At 70.7% G+C, this 17,961-nt stretch carries 15 protein-coding genes and 1 pseudogene; 14 read left to right on the forward strand and 2 right to left on the reverse strand.

The features are described from left to right. Nucleotides 1-259: 259 nt before the first annotated feature. The 8 genes from AB0A97_RS29860 (at nt 260) to AB0A97_RS29895 (ending at nt 8,287) form a co-directional block, all read left to right on the forward strand. Entirely contained in the window at nt 260-2,293 is a 2,034-nt protein-coding gene (locus tag AB0A97_RS29860; RefSeq protein ID WP_361155618.1) for an ABC transporter ATP-binding protein, read from the forward strand. After that, a complete protein-coding gene (locus AB0A97_RS29865) occupies nt 2,290-3,801 on the forward strand; it encodes an NAD(P)/FAD-dependent oxidoreductase (RefSeq protein ID WP_361155619.1) in 1,512 nt (503 codons plus the stop codon). Before AB0A97_RS29860 ends, AB0A97_RS29865 begins: the two co-directional genes overlap by 4 nt. A gap of 369 nt (nt 3,802-4,170) precedes the next feature. After that, nucleotides 4,171-4,938, forward strand: a complete 768-nt coding sequence (locus tag AB0A97_RS29870; protein WP_361155620.1) for a class I SAM-dependent methyltransferase — start codon at nt 4,171-4,173, stop codon at nt 4,936-4,938. Between the two features lie 46 nt (nt 4,939-4,984). After that, on the forward strand, nt 4,985-5,362 hold the full coding sequence (locus AB0A97_RS29875) for a transposase (protein ID WP_361155622.1): 378 nt from the start codon (nt 4,985-4,987) through the stop codon (nt 5,360-5,362). A 155-nt stretch (nt 5,363-5,517) separates the two neighbouring features. Next, nucleotides 5,518-6,426 carry an alpha/beta hydrolase gene (locus tag AB0A97_RS29880; protein ID WP_361155624.1) on the forward strand — a complete coding sequence of 303 codons (909 nt, stop codon included), beginning with the start codon at nt 5,518-5,520 and terminating at the stop codon, nt 6,424-6,426. Next, complete coding sequence (locus AB0A97_RS29885; RefSeq protein ID WP_361155625.1) at nt 6,423-7,004, forward strand: hypothetical protein; 582 nt, start codon at nt 6,423-6,425, stop codon at nt 7,002-7,004. The genes AB0A97_RS29880 and AB0A97_RS29885 overlap by 4 nt, the downstream gene beginning before the upstream one ends. A 132-nt stretch (nt 7,005-7,136) precedes the next feature. After that, entirely contained in the window at nt 7,137-7,328 is a 192-nt protein-coding gene (locus AB0A97_RS29890) for a linaridin family RiPP (protein ID WP_361155627.1), read from the forward strand. A 98-nt stretch (nt 7,329-7,426) separates the two neighbouring features. After that, a complete protein-coding gene (locus AB0A97_RS29895) occupies nt 7,427-8,287 on the forward strand; it encodes a hypothetical protein (protein WP_361155629.1) in 861 nt (286 codons plus the stop codon). A 97-nt stretch (nt 8,288-8,384) separates the two neighbouring features. On the opposite strand, the gene AB0A97_RS29900 is transcribed toward AB0A97_RS29895, so the two are convergent. After that, nucleotides 8,385-8,882 (reverse strand): inorganic diphosphatase, encoded by a 498-nt coding sequence (locus AB0A97_RS29900; protein ID WP_004571927.1) that lies wholly within the window; start codon nt 8,880-8,882, stop codon nt 8,385-8,387. Nucleotides 8,883-9,082: 200 nt separating this feature from the next. On the opposite strand from AB0A97_RS29900, the gene dacB reads away from it, so the two are divergent. The 6 genes from dacB to folE all read left to right on the forward strand — a co-directional run bounded on the left by dacB (nt 9,083) and on the right by folE (nt 17,191). Next, nucleotides 9,083-10,576, forward strand: coding sequence for a D-alanyl-D-alanine carboxypeptidase/D-alanyl-D-alanine-endopeptidase (gene dacB, locus AB0A97_RS29905; RefSeq protein WP_361155645.1), 1,494 nt, complete (start codon nt 9,083-9,085; stop codon nt 10,574-10,576). 392 nt (nt 10,577-10,968) lie between these two features. Continuing rightward, on the forward strand, nt 10,969-12,117 hold the full coding sequence (locus AB0A97_RS29910; protein WP_361155630.1) for a zinc-dependent metalloprotease: 1,149 nt from the start codon (nt 10,969-10,971) through the stop codon (nt 12,115-12,117). 210 nt (nt 12,118-12,327) lie between these two features. Further along, nucleotides 12,328-13,419 (forward strand): tRNA lysidine(34) synthetase TilS, encoded by a 1,092-nt coding sequence (gene tilS, locus AB0A97_RS29915; protein ID WP_361155631.1) that lies wholly within the window; start codon nt 12,328-12,330, stop codon nt 13,417-13,419. An 88-nt stretch (nt 13,420-13,507) separates the two neighbouring features. Next, nucleotides 13,508-14,047 carry a hypoxanthine phosphoribosyltransferase gene (gene hpt / locus AB0A97_RS29920; protein ID WP_030077134.1) on the forward strand — a complete coding sequence of 180 codons (540 nt, stop codon included), beginning with the start codon at nt 13,508-13,510 and terminating at the stop codon, nt 14,045-14,047. Between the two features lie 284 nt (nt 14,048-14,331). Then, nucleotides 14,332-16,350: an ATP-dependent zinc metalloprotease FtsH gene (gene ftsH / locus AB0A97_RS29925; protein WP_361155632.1), complete on the forward strand. Its 2,019-nt coding sequence runs from the start codon at nt 14,332-14,334 to the stop codon at nt 16,348-16,350. 235 nt (nt 16,351-16,585) lie between these two features. Further along, nucleotides 16,586-17,191 (forward strand): GTP cyclohydrolase I FolE, encoded by a 606-nt coding sequence (gene folE, locus AB0A97_RS29930; protein ID WP_361155633.1) that lies wholly within the window; start codon nt 16,586-16,588, stop codon nt 17,189-17,191. A 159-nt stretch (nt 17,192-17,350) separates the two neighbouring features. On the opposite strand, the pseudogene AB0A97_RS29935 reads toward folE, so the two are convergent. After that, a pseudogene (locus AB0A97_RS29935) lies at nt 17,351-17,923 on the reverse strand (class I SAM-dependent methyltransferase); the annotation flags it as partial. Nucleotides 17,924-17,961 lie beyond the last annotated feature (38 nt).

The raw sequence follows: 17,961 nt of genomic DNA on the forward strand, positions 1-17,961 counted from the left end.
GCGGACGGTGTTCTCCGGGGCGGCGGTTCCGGCCGCCCCGGTGAAAAGCGCCGGGCACCCAACAAAGCAATTAACTGACGCCGGTCGCGTACGGCCGCTCCCCGCCCGAAATGCGTGCGCCGGCGAGGAAACTAACGCATAACTTTACGGCGGGACGCCGTGCTACTTTCGGCCCTCCTGATGACCGGCCCCCACGAGGCAGGGCAGTTCTTCCGGCCGCGCGTGCGGCGCGGCCGTCGTCCGATCGGGGGAGCACTTCATGACGGGACGTGCCGGGAACGCGGGGCCGGACGGCGGGGCCGAACACGGTGCCGGAAACGGCGCCGGTGCGGTGGCGAGCGTGTTCAAGCAGCACAGCACCCTGTTGATCACTGGCGTGCTGCTGGGCCTGCTGGGGGTGGCCGCCTCGCTCACCCAGCCCTGGGCCATCGGAGAACTGATCGCGGCGGCGGGTTCGGGCGATCCGCTCGGCCTGCCCGTCACCCGGCTCGTCGTCCTTTTCTGCGCGGGCGCGCTTTTCTCCTCGCTCCAGTCCTACGTGATCGGGCGGGCCGGGGAGAACATCGTCCACAGCGTCCGCCGGCTCGTGACGGAACGGCTGCTGCGGGCCGATCTCACCGCGTTCGGAAAACGGCCGCAAGGGGATGTTCTCACCCGCGCGGTCACCGACACCTCACTGGTGAAGATCGCCCTTTCGCAGAGCCTCGCGCAGTTGATCACCAGTGGCGCCACCGTGACCGGCGGTGTCGTCCTGATGTTCGTCATCGATCCGTGGCTGATGCTCATCACCATGAGCTGCCTGGGGGGCGCCGCCGTCATCTCGCTGGCGCTCGCCCGCAAGCTGCGCAAGGCGGCCCTGCAGAACCGCGACGACACCGGCGCGTTCGGCAGCGACATGCAGCGCGTGCTCTCCGCACTGCCCACGGTCAAGGCGTCCCGCGCCGAGTCCCGCGAGACCGCCCGTATCGGCGGACTGGCCGGGAAGGCGCGGCGCTCGGGCATCCGGGTCAACGCCTACAACGCCCTGCTGGTCCCGTCGATGAACGTCGGCACGCAGGGCGCGCTCGCCGTCGTCGTGGGCGTCGGCATGACGTGGGTGGCGCGCGGCGAGATGAACATGGCCGTCCTGACCACGTTCATCATGTATCTGTTCCAGCTGGTGTCGCCGCTGGTGATGTTCTTCATGGCGGTGGGCCAGTTCGTGCAGGGCCGGGCCGCCATCCAGCGGGTCGACGAGCTGGTCGCGCTGCCCCAGGAGGGCGGCGGTACGGCGGCCGCCCGGGGAAACGGCGGTACGGCAGGAGCGGGGCGCCCGGCACCCGGCGCGTGGCCGGGGCAGGACCCGCCGGCGGTCGAGTTCCGCGACGTACGGTTCGCCTACCGGCGCGGTCGGCAGGAGGACCGGACGCAGGTCCTCCACGGTGTCTCCTTCAGCGTGCCGGCGCGCGGTCTGACGGCGGTGGTCGGCCCCTCGGGCGCGGGCAAGTCCACCCTCTTCCAGCTGATCGAGCGGTTCTACGCGACGGACGGCGGCCGCATCCTGCTCGGCGGACAGCCGGTCGACACGCTTCCGCTCGACACGGTCCGGGGCCTGGTCGGCTACGTCCAGCAGGACAGCGCGGCCATGCGCGGCACCGTGCGCGAGAACCTGACGTACGCCAATCCGCACGCCGGCGAAGGCGCCATCCGGGAGGCCGTGGAGATGGCCGGCCTCGCCACCGTGGTCGCCGGCCTCCCGCAGGGCCTGGACACCGAACTCGGCGACCAGGGCAGCGGCCTGTCCGGCGGCCAGCGCCAGCGGCTGTGCATCGCCCGCACACTGCTGCAGAAGCCCGCGGTCATGCTGCTGGACGAAGCCACCTCCCACCTGGACTCGGACTCCGAACGCGACTTCCGCGACGTGCTGCGCCGGGTCTCCCGGCAGTGCGCGGTCGTCGCCATCGCCCACCGGATATCCACGGTCGTCGACGCCGAGCAGATCGTGGTGCTGGAAGGGGGCAGCGTCCGGGCCACCGGCGCCCATCAGGAGCTGATGGAGCGCGACGAGCTCTACCGCAGGCTGGCGGGCTCGCAGCTGTACGCGGGGCCCGGCCTCGACGGCGCGGCGGACGGTCCGGCGCGCGGGGAAGCGGAGCGGGCCGCGCACGTGATGACGGCCGGCGGGGTCCCGGCGAGCCGCCCCGGCGGGCCCCCGGCGGCCCGGCCCGGCGAGCAGACGATGCGGCTCCAGCCTGTCCGGAGCGGTGAGCAGACGATGCGGCTGCGGCCCGTCGGCAGTGAGGAGCAGCGATGAGTACCGTGAACAGCCCCGACGTCGCCATCGTGGGCACCGGCCCGAACGGCCTCGCGGCCGGAGTGGTCCTGGCCCGCGCGGGCCTGCGCGTGGAGCTGTACGAGGCGGCCGAGTCGATCGGGGGAGGGCTGCGTACCGCCTCTCTCTTCGACACCGACGTCGTGCACGACCTCTGCTCCGCCGTCCATCCCATGGCCGCCGCTTCGCCGTTCTTCCGCGCGTTCGACCTCGCGGGCCGCGGGGTCGAGCTGCTGCAACCGGAGATCAGCTACGCCCACCCGCTGGACGGGGGCCGCGCCGCCCTGGCACACCGGTCGCTGGATGCCACCTGCGAGCACCTGGGCCCCGACGGTCCCCGCTGGCGGCGGCTGCTGGGCCCGCTGCTGGAGCACAGCGAAGCGGTCGTCGACCTGATCCTCTCCGGGCAGCGCAGTCTGCCGCGGGACCCTGCGGCCGCCCTGCTGCTGGCGAGCCGGGTGGCCCTGCACGGCAGTCCGCTGGGCGCGGCCCGCTTCCAGGGCGAGGAGGCACCCGCCCTGCTCACCGGTGTCGCCGCGCACGCAGTCGGCAAGCTGCCGAGTCTCGCGTCCGGTGCGGTGGCCATGCTGCTCGGCCACTTGGCGCACGGGACGGGCTGGCCGCTGCCGCGCGGCGGCAGTGGCCGGATAGCGGAGGCGATGGCCGAGGACATCGCCGGGCACGGCGGCGTCTTCCACACCGGACACCCCGTACGGGACCTGGCGGAACTGCGCGGCGCGCGAGCGATCCTGCTCGACACCAGTCCCAAGGGCTTTCTGGCGCTGGCGGGCGGCCGGCTGCCGCGCGCCTACGCGCGCTCCCTGGAACGCTTCCGTTACGGGCCGGGCGCCGCCAAGGTCGACTTCCTGGTCTCCGAGCCCATCCCCTGGTCCGAACCGGCAGTCGGCCGCGCCGGTACGGTGCACCTGGGCGGCACCCACGCCGAGATGGTCCGGCAGGAGACGGCGAACGCCCGTGGAGTACGTACCAAGGAACCGTTCGTCCTCGTCGTGGACCCGGCGGTGGCGGACCCGGGGCGCGCGCTGCCCGGCAAGCGCCCGGTATGGGCGTACGCTCACGTACCCAACGGCGATCCCACCGACCCCTTCGACCGGGTCTGTGCGCGGATCGAGCGCTACGCCCCCGGCTTCCGGGACACGGTCCTCGCACACCGCTCCGTGCCCGCCGCCGCGTACGAGGACTACAACCCCAACTACGTCGGCGGCGACATCGGCTCCGGCGCGATGACGCTGTACCAGAGCATCGCGCGGCCCGCCCCGCGCATCGACCCGTACCGCACACCGCTGCCGGGCGTCTTCCTGTGCTCCTCGGCCACCCCTCCGGGGCCCAGCGTGCACGGCATGTCCGGCTACCTGGCCGCGCTCTCCGCGCTCCGGCACCGCTTCGGCACGCGTGACGTACCCGGCCTGGCGCCCGGGCCGGTGGATTTCTCCGGTTCGTCAGGCATTCTCGGCTCTGTGCCCGTATAACGGTATTTCGTGGCACTGAAAAGGTGCGGTAATGGCAAAGAGCTGCCCACCGTCCGGTCAAGTCGTTTATGCAGTCCCTACCTTGAGACATTGGTCCCAGAAGACACCTGTCCGCAAGAAGGTCTTAATGCACGCCTAAACGGCGCGCATGTCTGTTTGATACGGTGACGAATGAAGCGCTGTCCCCCCACATGCGCCGTTGAGGCGTTACCGCTGGACGTATGGCTCTGCTGGTCCGACTGCCGAGCAGTTGACTGTGGTTCCCCCTGCAGTCGGCCTGGTTGACGCATTTCCGTCCCGTTCCGGCGCCCCTTGCGTCACGACGCTCCCATCGGCATGACAGTGGGGACAAAGAGAAGGGGAAAACGGGTGGACAACGGGGTTGAGGACATCGGCTACGGGCGGCAGTTCGAGGGGTGGTACGACCGGCTGCTCCCGGACGACAGGCTCACGGCCGAAGCGGTGGCAGGGCTGCTGGCCCGTCACCCCGCGCCGGAGGCGGGGACCATCGAATTCGGTGTCGGTACGGGGCGGATAGCCATCCCGCTCGCGCAGCGGACCGGCCAGGTGACCGGCGTGGACTCCTCGCCGGAAATGCTGGACGCGCTGCGCGTCAAACTGAAGGACCTGAAGGACGGCGGAACCGTCACCCCGGTGCACGGGGACATCCGCACCTACACCTCGGAATCCCGCTACGGGCTGGTGTACTGCGTCTGCGCGACCCTGTCGGTGCTGACCACACCGGAGGACCAGCAGCGGGCCGTGCGGCGGGCGGCCGACCTCCTGGTCCCCGGCGGCCGGCTGCTGATCGAGACGCACAACAAGCCGCCGGTCCTGGCCCTGCACGAAGGGCTGACCCGCACCACCTACTTCGTCCCGTACCCCGAGCCGGGTACAGGCGTACAGACCCACTCCACCCTGCTCGCCGACGACCTGTGGCACTGCTCGCACATCCTGTACCAGGCCGACGGCACCACCCGGGTGGGCAGCGAACTCACCCGGCTGACCACGCCGGACGAGGTGGACGGCTACGCCCGCGCGGCCGGGCTGGAACCCGAGGCCCGCATGTCGCGCTGGGACGGCACCCCCTACAGCGACCGCGCCCCGCTGTTCATCTGCAGCTACGTCAAGCCCTGACGGCGGCAGCAGACATCGGGACGCGGACGACAGAAGGGGGATCGACGTGGGACGTCCGCCGATATTGCCGACGGATCAGAAGTTCGCTCTGGTACTCAGGGTGCTCACCGGTGAACTGACCGCGGCGGAGGCCGCGCGCAACGCCGGGGTGTCCGAGCAGTCCGTATCAAATTGGCGTCGCCAGTTTATTGAGGGGGCCCGTGTCGGCCTTGCCGGTGAAGGCGGCAGGGACACCGAAGATGCCTCCCGGGTGGCCGAGCTGACTCAAGAAATCGCCACGCTCAAAGCCACGATAGGCGAGTTGTACATAGAACTCCGCAAGTACGGCAGGAGTACGGCCGGCCGCGGTCCGGTACGCGGTGCCAGGCCCGCACGGTCCCAAGATTCAAGTAACTCGTTATTTTATCCCGGCACTGCGTGCTAGCTTTCCGGGCATCAGTCACTTCGCATCACGGGGGAGGGAATGTGGCGTCTTTGGAACGCCAGTTTGGCGTAGGTATGGCCGGACTGGCCGGCGCGAGCCTGCTGACCGGCGCGGTAATGCGGTGGAAAGGCAGACGGGAACGTGCGCGTCGCTACATGCTGCACGAAAGGCCCGACGGCAGCCTCGTAGAGGTCGACGTCCGTATTCCTCCGCAGGCCGAGCGCGTCGTACTGCTCGACAACGGGCTGGGGACGCCCCACGAATACTGGGACTGGGTCTGCGAAGCACTTCCCCCGGACATGGGGTACGTGAAGTTCAACCGCCCCGGGTACGGGCTCAGCTCGTCGGCCGCCGGTTACGGCCTGGAGCAGCACTTCACGCTGCTGGACGAACTGCGCGAGACCTTCACCGGCGAACTCCCGCTGGTGCTGGCCGGGCACTCCCTCGGCGGATATCTCGTCGCCGCCTACGCATCGCGCCACCCCGGCGCGGCGCGGGGCGTGACCTCGGTGGTCATGGTCGATGCCACCGATGTGGCGCATCTGCGCAGCTCCCGGCGTTCCGAGGTCGACCGCTGGTCCCGGCAGTCGATGCTCATGGAGCGGGCGTACGCCATGGCGGGGGTGGCGGCCTTCCGGCCCGCCCTGAACAAGTTCGAGACCTATCGCCAGGACGTCAACCGGAGCTCCCGGGCGTTCCTGGCGGAGCCCCGGACCTGGGCCATGGCCCACCGGGACTACCGGGACGCGATGACCTACCCGGAACTCACGTCCCTGGACCTGCCGCTGACCGTGGTCACGGCGGAGAACAACCAGGGGGACAACGACGCGCACCGCGTGGTCCAGGCCAGGATGGCCACCCTCTCGGAGAGGTCCCGGCACCGCTTCGTCGACGGGTCCGACCACGAGACGATCCTCTCCGTGCGGGCCTTCGCCGAGCAGGTGGCGAAGGCGATCACCGACGAGCCGCCGGCCGGGCCGGCCGGCGCGGACGGCGGACCGGCCGCCGGGGACCGGCCGGCCGACGGGAACGGCGGTACGGGAGAGGAGCTGACGTCAGCATGAACGTGAACACGGAACGCGTGAAGACCGCCGCCGTCACGGCTTCCCTCGCCGCCTGGCTCGTCGCGACGGCCGCGGCGCAACTGCCCGAGACGCGCTTCGACAACATCCTGTGGTGCGGCAAGCTGCGCATCCCGACGCCGAACTGGCGTTTCTTCGGGCCGAATCCCGGAGTCAAGGACTGCCACCTGCTCTACCGGGACATCGCGGACGGCAAGCCGGGGGAGTGGCAGGAGATCCCGGTCACCCGCGACCGGCCCTGGTACGCCCTGGCCTGGAACGCCCGCAACCGGTCCCCCAAGGCCCTGTTCGACGCGATCCAGGGCATCCGGTCCCGTGCGGCGGCGGCCGGATCGGAACTGGCGCCCGTGGTGTGGTCGCCCGGATACCGGCTGCTCTCCGGATACATCCAGCACCACCTGCCGCATGTCGACGGTGCGTCGCACAGTCAGTTCCTGCTGATGCACTCGTATCTCACCGCTCCGGAGCACCGGCAGATCGAGCCGTTCTTCGTGTCCGAGGAAATCTCACTGCCCACGGCGGAAGCACCGGATCCGGAAACTCTTCCGCTGGCCGCCTAGAAGAGGGGCTCGGGGGTCCTCTCGGCTGGAAGCCGCGCACTCACTCGGCCGTACCAGGGCCGCGTGAGTCCGTGCCCTCCCGCCGAACGGCTGGAGTTGCTCACTGTGAGAATTCGAGAGAAAGAAGACAACATGTCCATCCTGGCCGACTTCGCCAACGCCGAGCTCACCGACGTGAAGCCGGGTCGTATCGGCGCCGACTCCACCCCGACCATGGTCACCCCGCTCGCCACCGTCGCCACCCCGGAGGCCACTCCGGTCGGTTTCGCGGCGACCTCGGCGACGGCGGTGGCGCTCGACAAGGTCACCCACAACATCGGCTGACGGAACACAGCAGGGGCACGGCAGGCACCTGCGCCTGTCGTGCCCCTGCCCCATGTCGGCCGCCGTAGTCATGTTCGATCCACAGGGAGCACCCACTCATGTTTCTCAGCGCTCCGCCCGAGGTCACGGCTCGCCGAGTGGCTTCGCTGGGCACGCTGGTCTCCGCACTGGAAATGCTGAGCCAGCACCGTAAGTTCGAGGACGGCGAGCTGCTGAGCGGCCAGCTGGGAAGCATGCGCCCCAAGCTGGCAAAACGTTTCCCCCGGCTGACCCGTGCCCTCAGCTCGAAGAAGGCGGCGGTCGCCCTGTACGGCGTCCAGGCGGGCGCTTCCGCCGCCACGCTGGTCTGGGGCCACAAGCGCGGCGTACGCGCGGCGGGCAGCGCCGTCCTGGCGGCCACCGGCGCGGCCGGCCGGCTGCACACCCCCTTCGGCGGGGACGGCGCCGACCAGCTGCAACAGGTGATCAACGTCGTGCTGGCCTCGACCGGCACCTTCAAGGACGACGAGAAGGCCCGCGACGTGGCCATGCGGGCCCTGGCCCTGGAGACGACCATCTCCTACGTCGCGTCCGGCGTGGTCAAGCTGGTGTCGCCGATGTGGCTCAGCGGCGAGGCGTTCAGCGGCGTCATCCGTACGCAGAACTACGGTGACCAGCGTGTCTTCAAGCTCGTGCACCGGTACCCGATGGTGGGCAAGGTCGTGACCTGGGGAACGGTCGCCGCAGAGGTCGGCTTCCCGCTGGTCTTCGTGCTGCCGAAGCCCGCGGCCAAGGCGTGGCTCGGCTCGATGACGCTGTTCCACCTGGGCATCGGGCAGTTCATGGGCCTCAACCGCTTCGTGCTGGCCTTCGGGGCCACGCACCCCGCACTTCTCTACGTCCTCGCCCAGGGCGACAAGCAGGCGGCGCTGCCCGGCCCCGGGAAGGCCCCCGCGGCGCTCGCCCCCGCCTCCGAGTAGCCCACCGCCGCACCCGCCTGCGGCCGGGACACGACGAAGGGCGGCACCCCGCCGAAGGGGTGCCGCCCGTTCGCGTACGCGAAAAGAACCGCGAGGCTCAGTGGTGGGCGCCGCCCTGCGCCTCCAGGCGCTTGAAGGACGCCTCGATCTCGGCCTCGGCCTCGGCGCGGCCGACCCAGTCCGCGCCCTCGACCGACTTGCCCGGCTCCAGGTCCTTGTAGACCTCGAAGAAGTGCTGGATCTCCAGGCGGTCGAACTCCGACACGTGGTGGATGTCGCGCAGGTGCTCCACCCGCGGGTCGGACGCCGGGACGCACAGCAGCTTGTCGTCGCCGCCGGCCTCGTCGGTCATCCGGAACATGCCGATGGCGCGGCACTTGATCAGGCATCCGGGGAACGTCGGCTCGTCCAGGATGACCAGCGCGTCCAGCGGGTCGCCGTCCTCGCCGAGGGTGTTCTCGACGAAGCCGTAGTCGGCCGGGTAGCTGGTCGAGGTGAAGAGTCGACGGTCCAGACGGATCCGTCCGGTCTCGTGGTCCACCTCGTACTTGTTCCGCGAACCCTTCGGGATCTCGATGGTGACGTCGAACTCCACGGGTGGCTCCTCCATGATCAACACATACGTCTGGTGATTAAGTGTCCCCCACGCAGGTGTGTGGTGGCGAAAGGGGCTGGTCCTAAGTGCCGGAGACCAGGTCGTGGCAGGTCAGGTGGCGGGCCGCGCAGCGGTTGGCGCAACGTTCCGCCCGGACGGCGACGGGCTCGGCGCGGTCGGCGGGTTCCGCCGCCGTGTCCATGACCCGTTCGGCGGCCGGATCGGCGCGTACGGCCTACCGGTCCGCCACGGATTCCGCCCGTACCGCCTGGTGGGCGGCGTCCAAGCAGCAGCGGCAGACCGTACGGCTGACCGCCAGCTCCACCGCCCTGGGCCTGCTGGTCGCGGCCGGAGCGGTGGTGGCGGCCGGTCCGTGGGACTCCGGTCAGCGTACGGCGGAGCGTGCCCGCGCCGCGGCGCCCGGCGGAACGCGTGGCGAGCATCACGTTCCGGACGGCCCTGCCGCCGCACCGCCCGTCCTGGCCGCGCTCGGCACCCCCGCGCCCCCGCCCGGCACCGAAGGCATGGCGAAGACCCTCGCACCGCTCCTGAGGGACCCCGCGCTCGGCTCGCTGCGTACCGCCTCCGTCGTGGACTCCGCCACCGGCCGCGAACTCTTCGGCGCCGGCTCCGGGCGGAACGCCACCCCCGCCTCGACGGTCAAGCTGGCCATCGCCACCGCCGCGCTCTCCGCGCTCGGCCCCGACCACCGCATCGACACCACCGTCGTCGAGGGCGCGGACGGCGGCCTCGTCCTGGTCGGCGGCGGCGACCCCACCCTCACCGCCCGCGCCCCGGAGCAGGACGCCCAGGACCGGCCCGCCAGCCTGCGCACACTGGCCGACGACACGGCCCGCGCACTCAAGAAGCGCGGCACCGCCAAGATCCGCCTCGGCTACGACACGTCGGCCTACACGGGCCCCGCCCTGCACCCCATAAGCCCCAACGAGAACATCGCCCCCGTCACTCCCCTCATGACGGACGAGGGACGCCTCGACACGTCCCGCTCCGGCCCGGCGCCCCGCGCCACCGACCCGGCCGCCGCCGCGGCCCGCACCTTCGCGAAACTGCTCAGCGACCGCGGCGTAACGGTCGAAGACCCACCCACCAGCACGACCGCCCCCGCCGAGGCCCGCCGTCTCGCCACCACCCGCTCCCTGCCGCTCTCCGGCCTCGTCGAGCGGATGCTGACCCACAGCGACAACGACATCGCCGAAGCACTGGCCCGCCAGACGGCCCTCGCCACCGGCGAACCGGCCAGCTTCGAGGGCGCCGGCCGGGCCGTCCACAAGACCCTGGCGAACCTGAAACTCCCGCTGACCGGCGCCGTCTTCGAGGACGGCAGCGGCCTGGACCGCGACGACAAGGTCTCCGCCACCCTCCTCACCCGCCTGCTCACCCTGGCCACGTCCCCCGACCACCCCGAACTGCGCTCCGTCGCCACCGGCCTGCCGGTAGCCGGGTTCACCGGCACCCTCAGCGGCCGGTACACGGGCGAGAAGGCGGGCGCGGGCACCGTACGCGCCAAAACCGGCACCCTCACCGGCGTGAACACCCTCGCCGGCACGGTCGTCGACACCGAAGGCCGCCTCCTCCTCTTCGCCTTCATGACCAACAACACCACCGACCCCCAGTCCGCCCAACAAGCACTGGACCGCATGGCCACAGCAGTGGCCAACTGCGGTTGCCACTGACGACAAGGCGCCACTCGCCCACCACCGACTGCGGTCAGCGCTGAATCCAAGGCGCCACCCGACCACTCGGATCAACCCCCACCCACCCCCTCCCCACCCCCCCTCACGGAAGGGGGCGGGCCGGAGCGGCCCGCCGCGCAGGCCCGCCCCCGAACCTTGACAGCCCCGCGCAGCGGCCACCGCCCGCCGCAGGCGCAACGGACCCGCACCCGAAAGCGGACCGGCACCGGTGCCCCGGAAGTCCGCGCCCAACGGGCGCCGCGCAGCGGCCACCGCTCGCCGCAGGCGCAACGGACCCGCAGCCATATGCGAACCGGTACCGGCGCCCCGGAAACCCGCGCCCAACGGGCGCCGCGCTACCCCAAGCGGATGCGCCCACGTACCGTGAACCCATGACGAGCATCGGTGGTGTGGAGATGGTCGACTGGAACCTCGCGGTAGCGACCGCGACCCGGTTCGTACGGCCGGGACCAGAGGTGAGCCGGGACGAGGCGCGGGCGATCGTCGCCGAGTTGCGACGGCACGCGAAGTCCTCCGAGGAGCACGTGCGCGCGTTCACCCGCATGGTGCGGCCGGATCCGGAGGGGGAGCCGGGCACGGCGCAGGACCGGCCGGGACAGGACACGCCGGTGCTGGTCGTGGACCGGGCGGGCTGGATCAAGGCCAACGTGGCCGGCTTCCGGGCGGTGCTCAAACCGCTGCTGCAGAAGATGGAGGAGCGCCGTTCCTCCGTACCGGGCGGCGCGGTGCTGGGGGCGGTCGGCGGCAAGGTGACCGGCGTGGAGCTGGGGATGCTGCTGTCGTTCCTGGCCTCACGGGTCCTCGGGCAGTACGAGACGTTCGCGCCCGCGAGCCGGGACCTGCCCGCCGCGGCACGAGGCGGCCGGCTGCTGCTGGTCGCGCCGAACATCGTGCACGTCGAGCGGGAGCTGGAGGTCGACCCGCACGACTTCCGCATGTGGGTCTGCCTGCACGAGGAGACGCACCGTACGCAGTTCACGGCCGTCCCCTGGCTGCGCGACCACATCGAGGGCGAGATCCAGTCCTTCCTCGGTGAGACCGAGATCGACCCGGGCACGCTGCTGGAGCGGCTGCGGGAGGCCGCCCAGTCGCTGACCGGCGGCCGTCCCGAGGGCGAGGAGGGCGACGAGGGCGGCCGCAGCTTCGTCGACCTGGTGCAGACCCCGGCGCAGCGGGAGATCCTGGCCCGGCTGACCGCGGTGATGTCACTCCTGGAGGGGCATGCCGATTATGTGATGGACGGTGTCGGCCCGGACGTGGTGCCGTCGGTCGCGGAGATCCGCGAGAAGTTCCAGAAGCGGCGGGCCAGCGGCGCGGGCCGCCTCGACCAGGCGCTGCGCAAGCTGCTGGGGCTGGACGCGAAGCTGCGGCAGTACCGGGACGGCGAGCGGTTCGTCCGGGCGGTGGTCGACGAGGTCGGCATGGACGGCTTCAACCGGGTGTGGACGTCGCCGAACACGCTGCCGACGAAACAGGAGATCGCCAAACCGGCGGACTGGGTCGCGCGGGTGCACCGGTAGGGGGCGGAGCCCGGCGGTGCGGAGTCGTGAGCCGGGCGCACCGCGAGGCTGGTGAACGCTCCCCTCAATCACTCTTCTGAGGGACCGTGACCGCAGGATAGGCGTGCAATGCTCGGGGAACTGCTCGTCTCTGTCACCATCTAGGCACTCTGTGTGACGAAAAAGCCGTAGACGGCCCGAGGCCCCCCAAGCTGACGATTGGAAACGGACATGGGTCCCCATCCAGCGGTCGCCGCGATACGCGTGGCGGTCCGCCGCGTACTTCACGACGTACTGAACCACCACACCTCGCACTCCCCGGCCCCCGCGACCCCCGCGCAGCAGCCGGTCGCCGCGGGCCCCGCGCGGCCCGCCGGGGCGCCGCTGCTGCCGCCCGAGCCGGCGGACGGGCCCCCCTTGGTGCTCGTCGCGTGCTCGGGCGGCGCCGACTCCATGGCACTCGCCTCCGCACTGGCCTTCGAAGCGCCCCGGCTGGGCGTACGGGCCGGCGGCATCACCGTCGACCACGGTTTGCAGGACGGCTCCGACGTCCGCGCCGCCGAGGTCGTCCTGCGGATGCGCTCCCTCGGACTGGACCCGGTCGACGCGGTGGCCGTCGAGGTGGGCCGCGAGGGCGGCCCCGAGGCCGCCGCCCGGGACGCCCGCTACGCCGCGCTGGACGCCGCCGCCGAGCGGCACGGCGCCGCCGCCGTCCTCCTCGGCCACACCCGTGACGACCAGGCAGAGACGGTCCTGCTGGGGCTCGCCCGGGGCTCCGGCACCCGCTCGCTGTCCGGCATGGCGGCGAAGACCGGCCGCGGCGGCCGCTACCGCCGCCCGTTCCTGGAGGTCGACCGGCAGACCGCCCGCAAGGCGTGTCTGATCCAGTCGCTGCCCGTCTGGGAGGACCCGCACAACTCCGACCCGCTCTACACCCGCTCCCGGCTGCGCCACGAAGGCCTGCCCGCGCTGGAGAAGGCGCTCGGCAAGGGCGTCGTGGAGGCCCTGGCCCGTACGGCGCAGCTCTCCCGGGACGACGCCGACGCCCTGGACTCCTGGGCCGCCGACGCCGAGCGCACGGTCCTCGACGAGCGCGGCACGCTCGACGCCACCGCGCTCTACGCGCTGCCCGCGGCCGTCCGTCGCCGGGTGCTGCGCCGGGCCGCCATCGCGGCGGGCGCTCCGGCCGGTTCGCTGTTCGCCCGCCACATCGAGGAAGTGGACCGGCTGATCACCGGATGGCGGGGCCAGGGCACCGTCAACCTCCCCGGGCGCGTGGGTGTGCGACGGCAGGGTGGCAGACTGGTGATCCGGCAGGGCTGAGCCGCAGGACATCGAAAGGGCACCGCCCCGCCTCACGAGTCTCACGACACCGAACCGAGCGAGAGTGGCACGGGTGGACGACAAGGACATGGGTTCCGACCTTCAGTCGGTGCTCATCAGCAAGGAAGAGATCGACGCGAAGCTGGCGGAGCTGGCGGCGAAGATCGACGCGGAGTACGCGGGCAAGGACCTGCTCATCGTCGGCGTCCTCAAGGGCGCCGTGATGGTCATGGCGGACCTGGCGCGCGCGCTGTCCACCCCCGTCACGATGGACTGGATGGCCGTGTCGTCGTACGGCGCGGGCACCCAGTCCTCCGGAGTGGTGCGCATCCTCAAGGACCTCGACACCGACATCAAGGGCAAGCACGTCCTGATCGTCGAGGACATCATCGACTCCGGCCTGACGCTGTCCTGGCTGCTGTCGAACCTCGGCTCCCGCGAGCCGGCCAGCCTTGAGGTGTGCACGCTGCTGCGCAAGCCGGACGCGGCGAAGGTGGCCATCGACGTGAAGTGGATCGGCTTCGACATCCCCAACGAGTTCGTCGTGGGCTATGGCCTGGACTTCGCGGAGAAGTACCGCAACCTGCCGTTCGTGGGCACCCTCGCGCCGCACGTCTACGGCGGCTGAGCGGCGCGGACCCGTCCGGCCGCCTCCGATGCGGCCGGGGCCCGGGACCGACCGGTGCCCGGCGACGGGAACCCCGAGGGGCTTGTCGCCGTTGGAGCAGGGAGAACGGCATCCGAAGCTGCATTGTTAACCGTGGGCGGCGTCGTCGGGTGACAATGCTGGGGTACCGTCCGAAGGTCAGTCTTTTTTCGGGCCAGTAATACACCGTACGCACGACCAGCCCTCCACAGGGCTGTTGTGCCTCACTGTGGCAGGAGGGACGGGGCCTAGACGGCTCCGTATGGATGGACGTGAAGCGATACTTCCGTGGGCCGGTCATGTGGATCGTGCTGGCCGTCCTCGCCGTGGTCGTGTTGATGCAGGTCGTCGGCTCGTCCGGCGGCTACAAGACGGTGGACACCGGTCAGGTCGTCAAGGCGATCACTGACAACAAGGTGAAATCCGCCGAGCTGACGACCGGCGACGAGAACAAGATCAAGGTCGAGCTGTCGGGCGACAACAAGGTCGACGGCTCCAACAAGCTCCAGGCGAGCTACATCGGCGACCAGGGCGTCGACCTGGCCAAGACCCTGCAGGCCAGGTACCAGACCGGCGAGATCAAGGACGGTTACACCGTCTCCCCGTCGAAGCAGAACCCGTTCCTCAGCATGCTGGTGACGCTGCTTCCCTTCATCCTCATCCCGGTCGTCTTCCTGTTCCTGCTGAACCAGACGCAGGGCGGCGGCTCCCGGGTGATGAACTTCGGGAAGTCCAAGGCCAAGCTGATCACCAAGGACACGCCGAAGACGACGTTCTCGGACGTCGCGGGGTCCGACGAGGCCGTCGAGGAACTCCAGGAGATCAAGGAGTTCCTGCAGGAGCCGTCGAAGTTCCAGGCGGTCGGCGCCAAGATCCCCAAGGGTGTGCTGCTGTACGGCCCGCCGGGTACGGGCAAGACGCTGCTCGCGCGCGCCGTCGCCGGCGAGGCGGGCGTCCCGTTCTACTCGATCTCCGGTTCCGACTTCGTCGAGATGTTCGTCGGTGTCGGTGCCTCCCGGGTCCGCGACCTGTTCGAGCAGGCCAAGGCGAACGCCCCGGCGATCGTCTTCGTCGACGAGATCGACGCCGTCGGCCGGCACCGCGGCGCGGGCCTCGGCGGCGGTCACGACGAGCGGGAGCAGACGCTGAACCAGCTCCTGGTCGAGATGGACGGCTTCGACGTCAAGGGCGGCGTCATCCTGATCGCCGCCACCAACCGTCCGGACATCCTGGACCCGGCGCTGCTGCGCCCCGGCCGCTTCGACCGGCAGATCGCCGTCGACCGCCCGGACATGCAGGGCCGTCTGGAGATCCTCAAGGTCCACCAGAAGGGCAAGCCGGTCGCACCGGACGTCGACCTGTCGGCCGTCGCCAAGCGCACCCCCGGCTTCACCGGTGCCGACCTGTCGAACGTGCTGAACGAGGCCGCCCTGCTGACGGCCCGCAGCGACGCCAAGCTGATCGACAACAAGTTCCTGGACGAGGCGATCGACCGCGTGGTGGCCGGACCGCAGAAGCGGACCCGCATCATGTCCGAGAAGGAGAAGAAGATCACCGCGTACCACGAGGGCGGACACGCCCTGGTCGCGGCGGCTTCCCCGAACTCCGACCCGGTTCACAAGATCACGATCTTGTCCCGTGGCCGGGCCCTGGGCTACACCATGGTCCTGCCGGACGAGGACAAGTACTCGACCACGCGCAACGAGATGCTCGACCAGCTCGCGTACATGCTCGGTGGCCGGGCGGCCGAGGAACTGGTCTTCCACGACCCGACCACGGGCGCCGCGAACGACATCGAGAAGGCGACCGCGACGGCCCGTGCCATGGTCACCCAGTACGGCATGACCGAGCGGCTCGGCGCGATCAAGTTCGGCTCCGACAACTCCGAGCCGTTCCTGGGCCGTGAGATGGGTCACCAGCGCGACTACTCCGAAGAGGTCGCCGCGCTGGTCGACGAAGAGGTCAAGAAGCTCATCGAGACCGCGCACAACGAGGCGTGGGAGATCCTGGTCGAGAACCGCGACGTGCTCGACAACCTGGTTCTGCAGCTCCTGGAGAAGGAGACGCTGAACAAGGAAGAGGTCGCCGAGGTCTTCAAGCACATCGTCAAGCGCCCGGCCCGTCCGGCGTGGACCGGCTCCTCGCGGCGTACACCGTCGACGCGCCCGCCGGTGCTGTCGCCGAAGGAGCTGGCGCCGGCCAACGGCTCCGCCCCCTCGGCCTCCTCGTCCGCCGTCTCGACGGACAAGGCCGAAGCCCCCGAGGACCAGGCCCCCGACGCCTGACCGCCTGACCGCTCACCGAGCGGTGATGGAACACGGCGACCGGGTCCGCCCGGAAGCAGACCGGGCCCGTACGGAATCTTCCGTACGGGCCCGGTCTTCGTCGTCGGTGGCCCGTCGTGCCGGGTTCGGGACGGGGCCCACAACGGCCCCGGAATGAATGTGGCGCCTCACGGGTTCTAGCCTGGACGTGTGGTACTCCGCGTGTGGAGCGGGCGCAACAGGAACGAGGCACGAGATGACCGATCCGGTGACGCTGGACGGCGACGGCACGATCGGCGAGTTCGACGAGAAGCGCGCCGAGAACGCCGTACGTGAGCTGCTGATCGCTGTCGGCGAGGACCCGGACCGCGAGGGGCTCCTGGAGACGCCGGCCCGGGTCGCGCGGGCGTACAAGGAGATCCTGGCCGGACTGCGCCAGCAGCCCGAGGACGTCCTGACGACCACCTTCGACCTCGGCCACGACGAGATGGTGCTGGTCAAGGACATCGAGATCGTCTCGCTGTGCGAACACCACCTGCTGCCCTTCCACGGCGTCGCCCACGTCGGCTACATCCCGGCCGACAGCGGCAAGATCACCGGGCTGTCCAAGCTGGCCCGCCTCGTCGAGGTCTTCGCCCGCCGCCCGCAGGTGCAGGAGCGCCTCACCACGCAGATCGCGGACTCCCTGATGCGCATCCTGGAGGCCCGCGGCGCCATCGTGGTGATCGAGGCCGAGCACATGTGCATGTCGGTGCGCGGCATACGCAAGCCGGGCGCCAAGACGACCACCTCGGCCGTACGCGGCCAGCTGCGGGACTCCACGACCCGCTCCGAGGCGATGAGCCTGATACTGGCGCGCTGACGCCCGGCGGCGGCCACCGAGCCGCTGTACGGGGACTGAAGCCCGTACGGGGCCTCCGGGCGCCCGGACGGTCCAGAGCGGCCCCGGGAAGCAGTACGAAGCGGGCGGGGCCCAGAAGATCAGGTCGAAGCGGCCGCGCTCGGCTTCCAGCCAGGCGATCGCGTCGGCGTGGATGAGCTGGTGCTGGGCGCCGCCCAGGCCGTTCTCGCGCAGGTTGTCGGCGCACCACTGCAGATAGGTCGCGGACAGGTCGACGGTGACGGTCTGCGCCGCGCCGCCGACCGCGGCCTGCACGCTGGCCGCGCCGGTGTAGGCGAACAGGTTGAGGAAGCGCTTGCCGCGCGCCTCTTCGGCGATGCGCAGGCGGATCGGCCGGTGATCGAGGAACAGGCCGGTATCGAGATAATCGAACAGGTTCACGCGCAAGCGCGCGGCGCCCTCGCGCACCGGCACGAACTCACCGCGCTGGTCGAACTGGCCGTACTTGCTGCCGCCCTTGCCGCGCGCGCGGGTCTTGACCGCGATGCGTTCGCGCGGAACTTCGAACACCTCGCGCGCGGCCGCCAGCAGTTCGTTGCGGCGGCGGCGCTGATCGGCTTCGGGGATGTCGGCCGGCGCGGCGTATTCCTGCACGTGCAGCCAGGTGCGCGGCGCGGCTTCGTCGCTGGCGTAGACGTCGATGGCCGCGGCGTATTCGGGCAGGTCGGCGTCGTAGGCGCGGAAGCAGCTCACGCCTTCGCGCTGGCGCCAGGACTTGAGCTTGCGCAGGT

This window comes from Streptomyces sp. NPDC045470, assembly GCF_040646595.1.
Classification (GTDB): Bacteria; Actinomycetota; Actinomycetes; order Streptomycetales; family Streptomycetaceae; genus Streptomyces.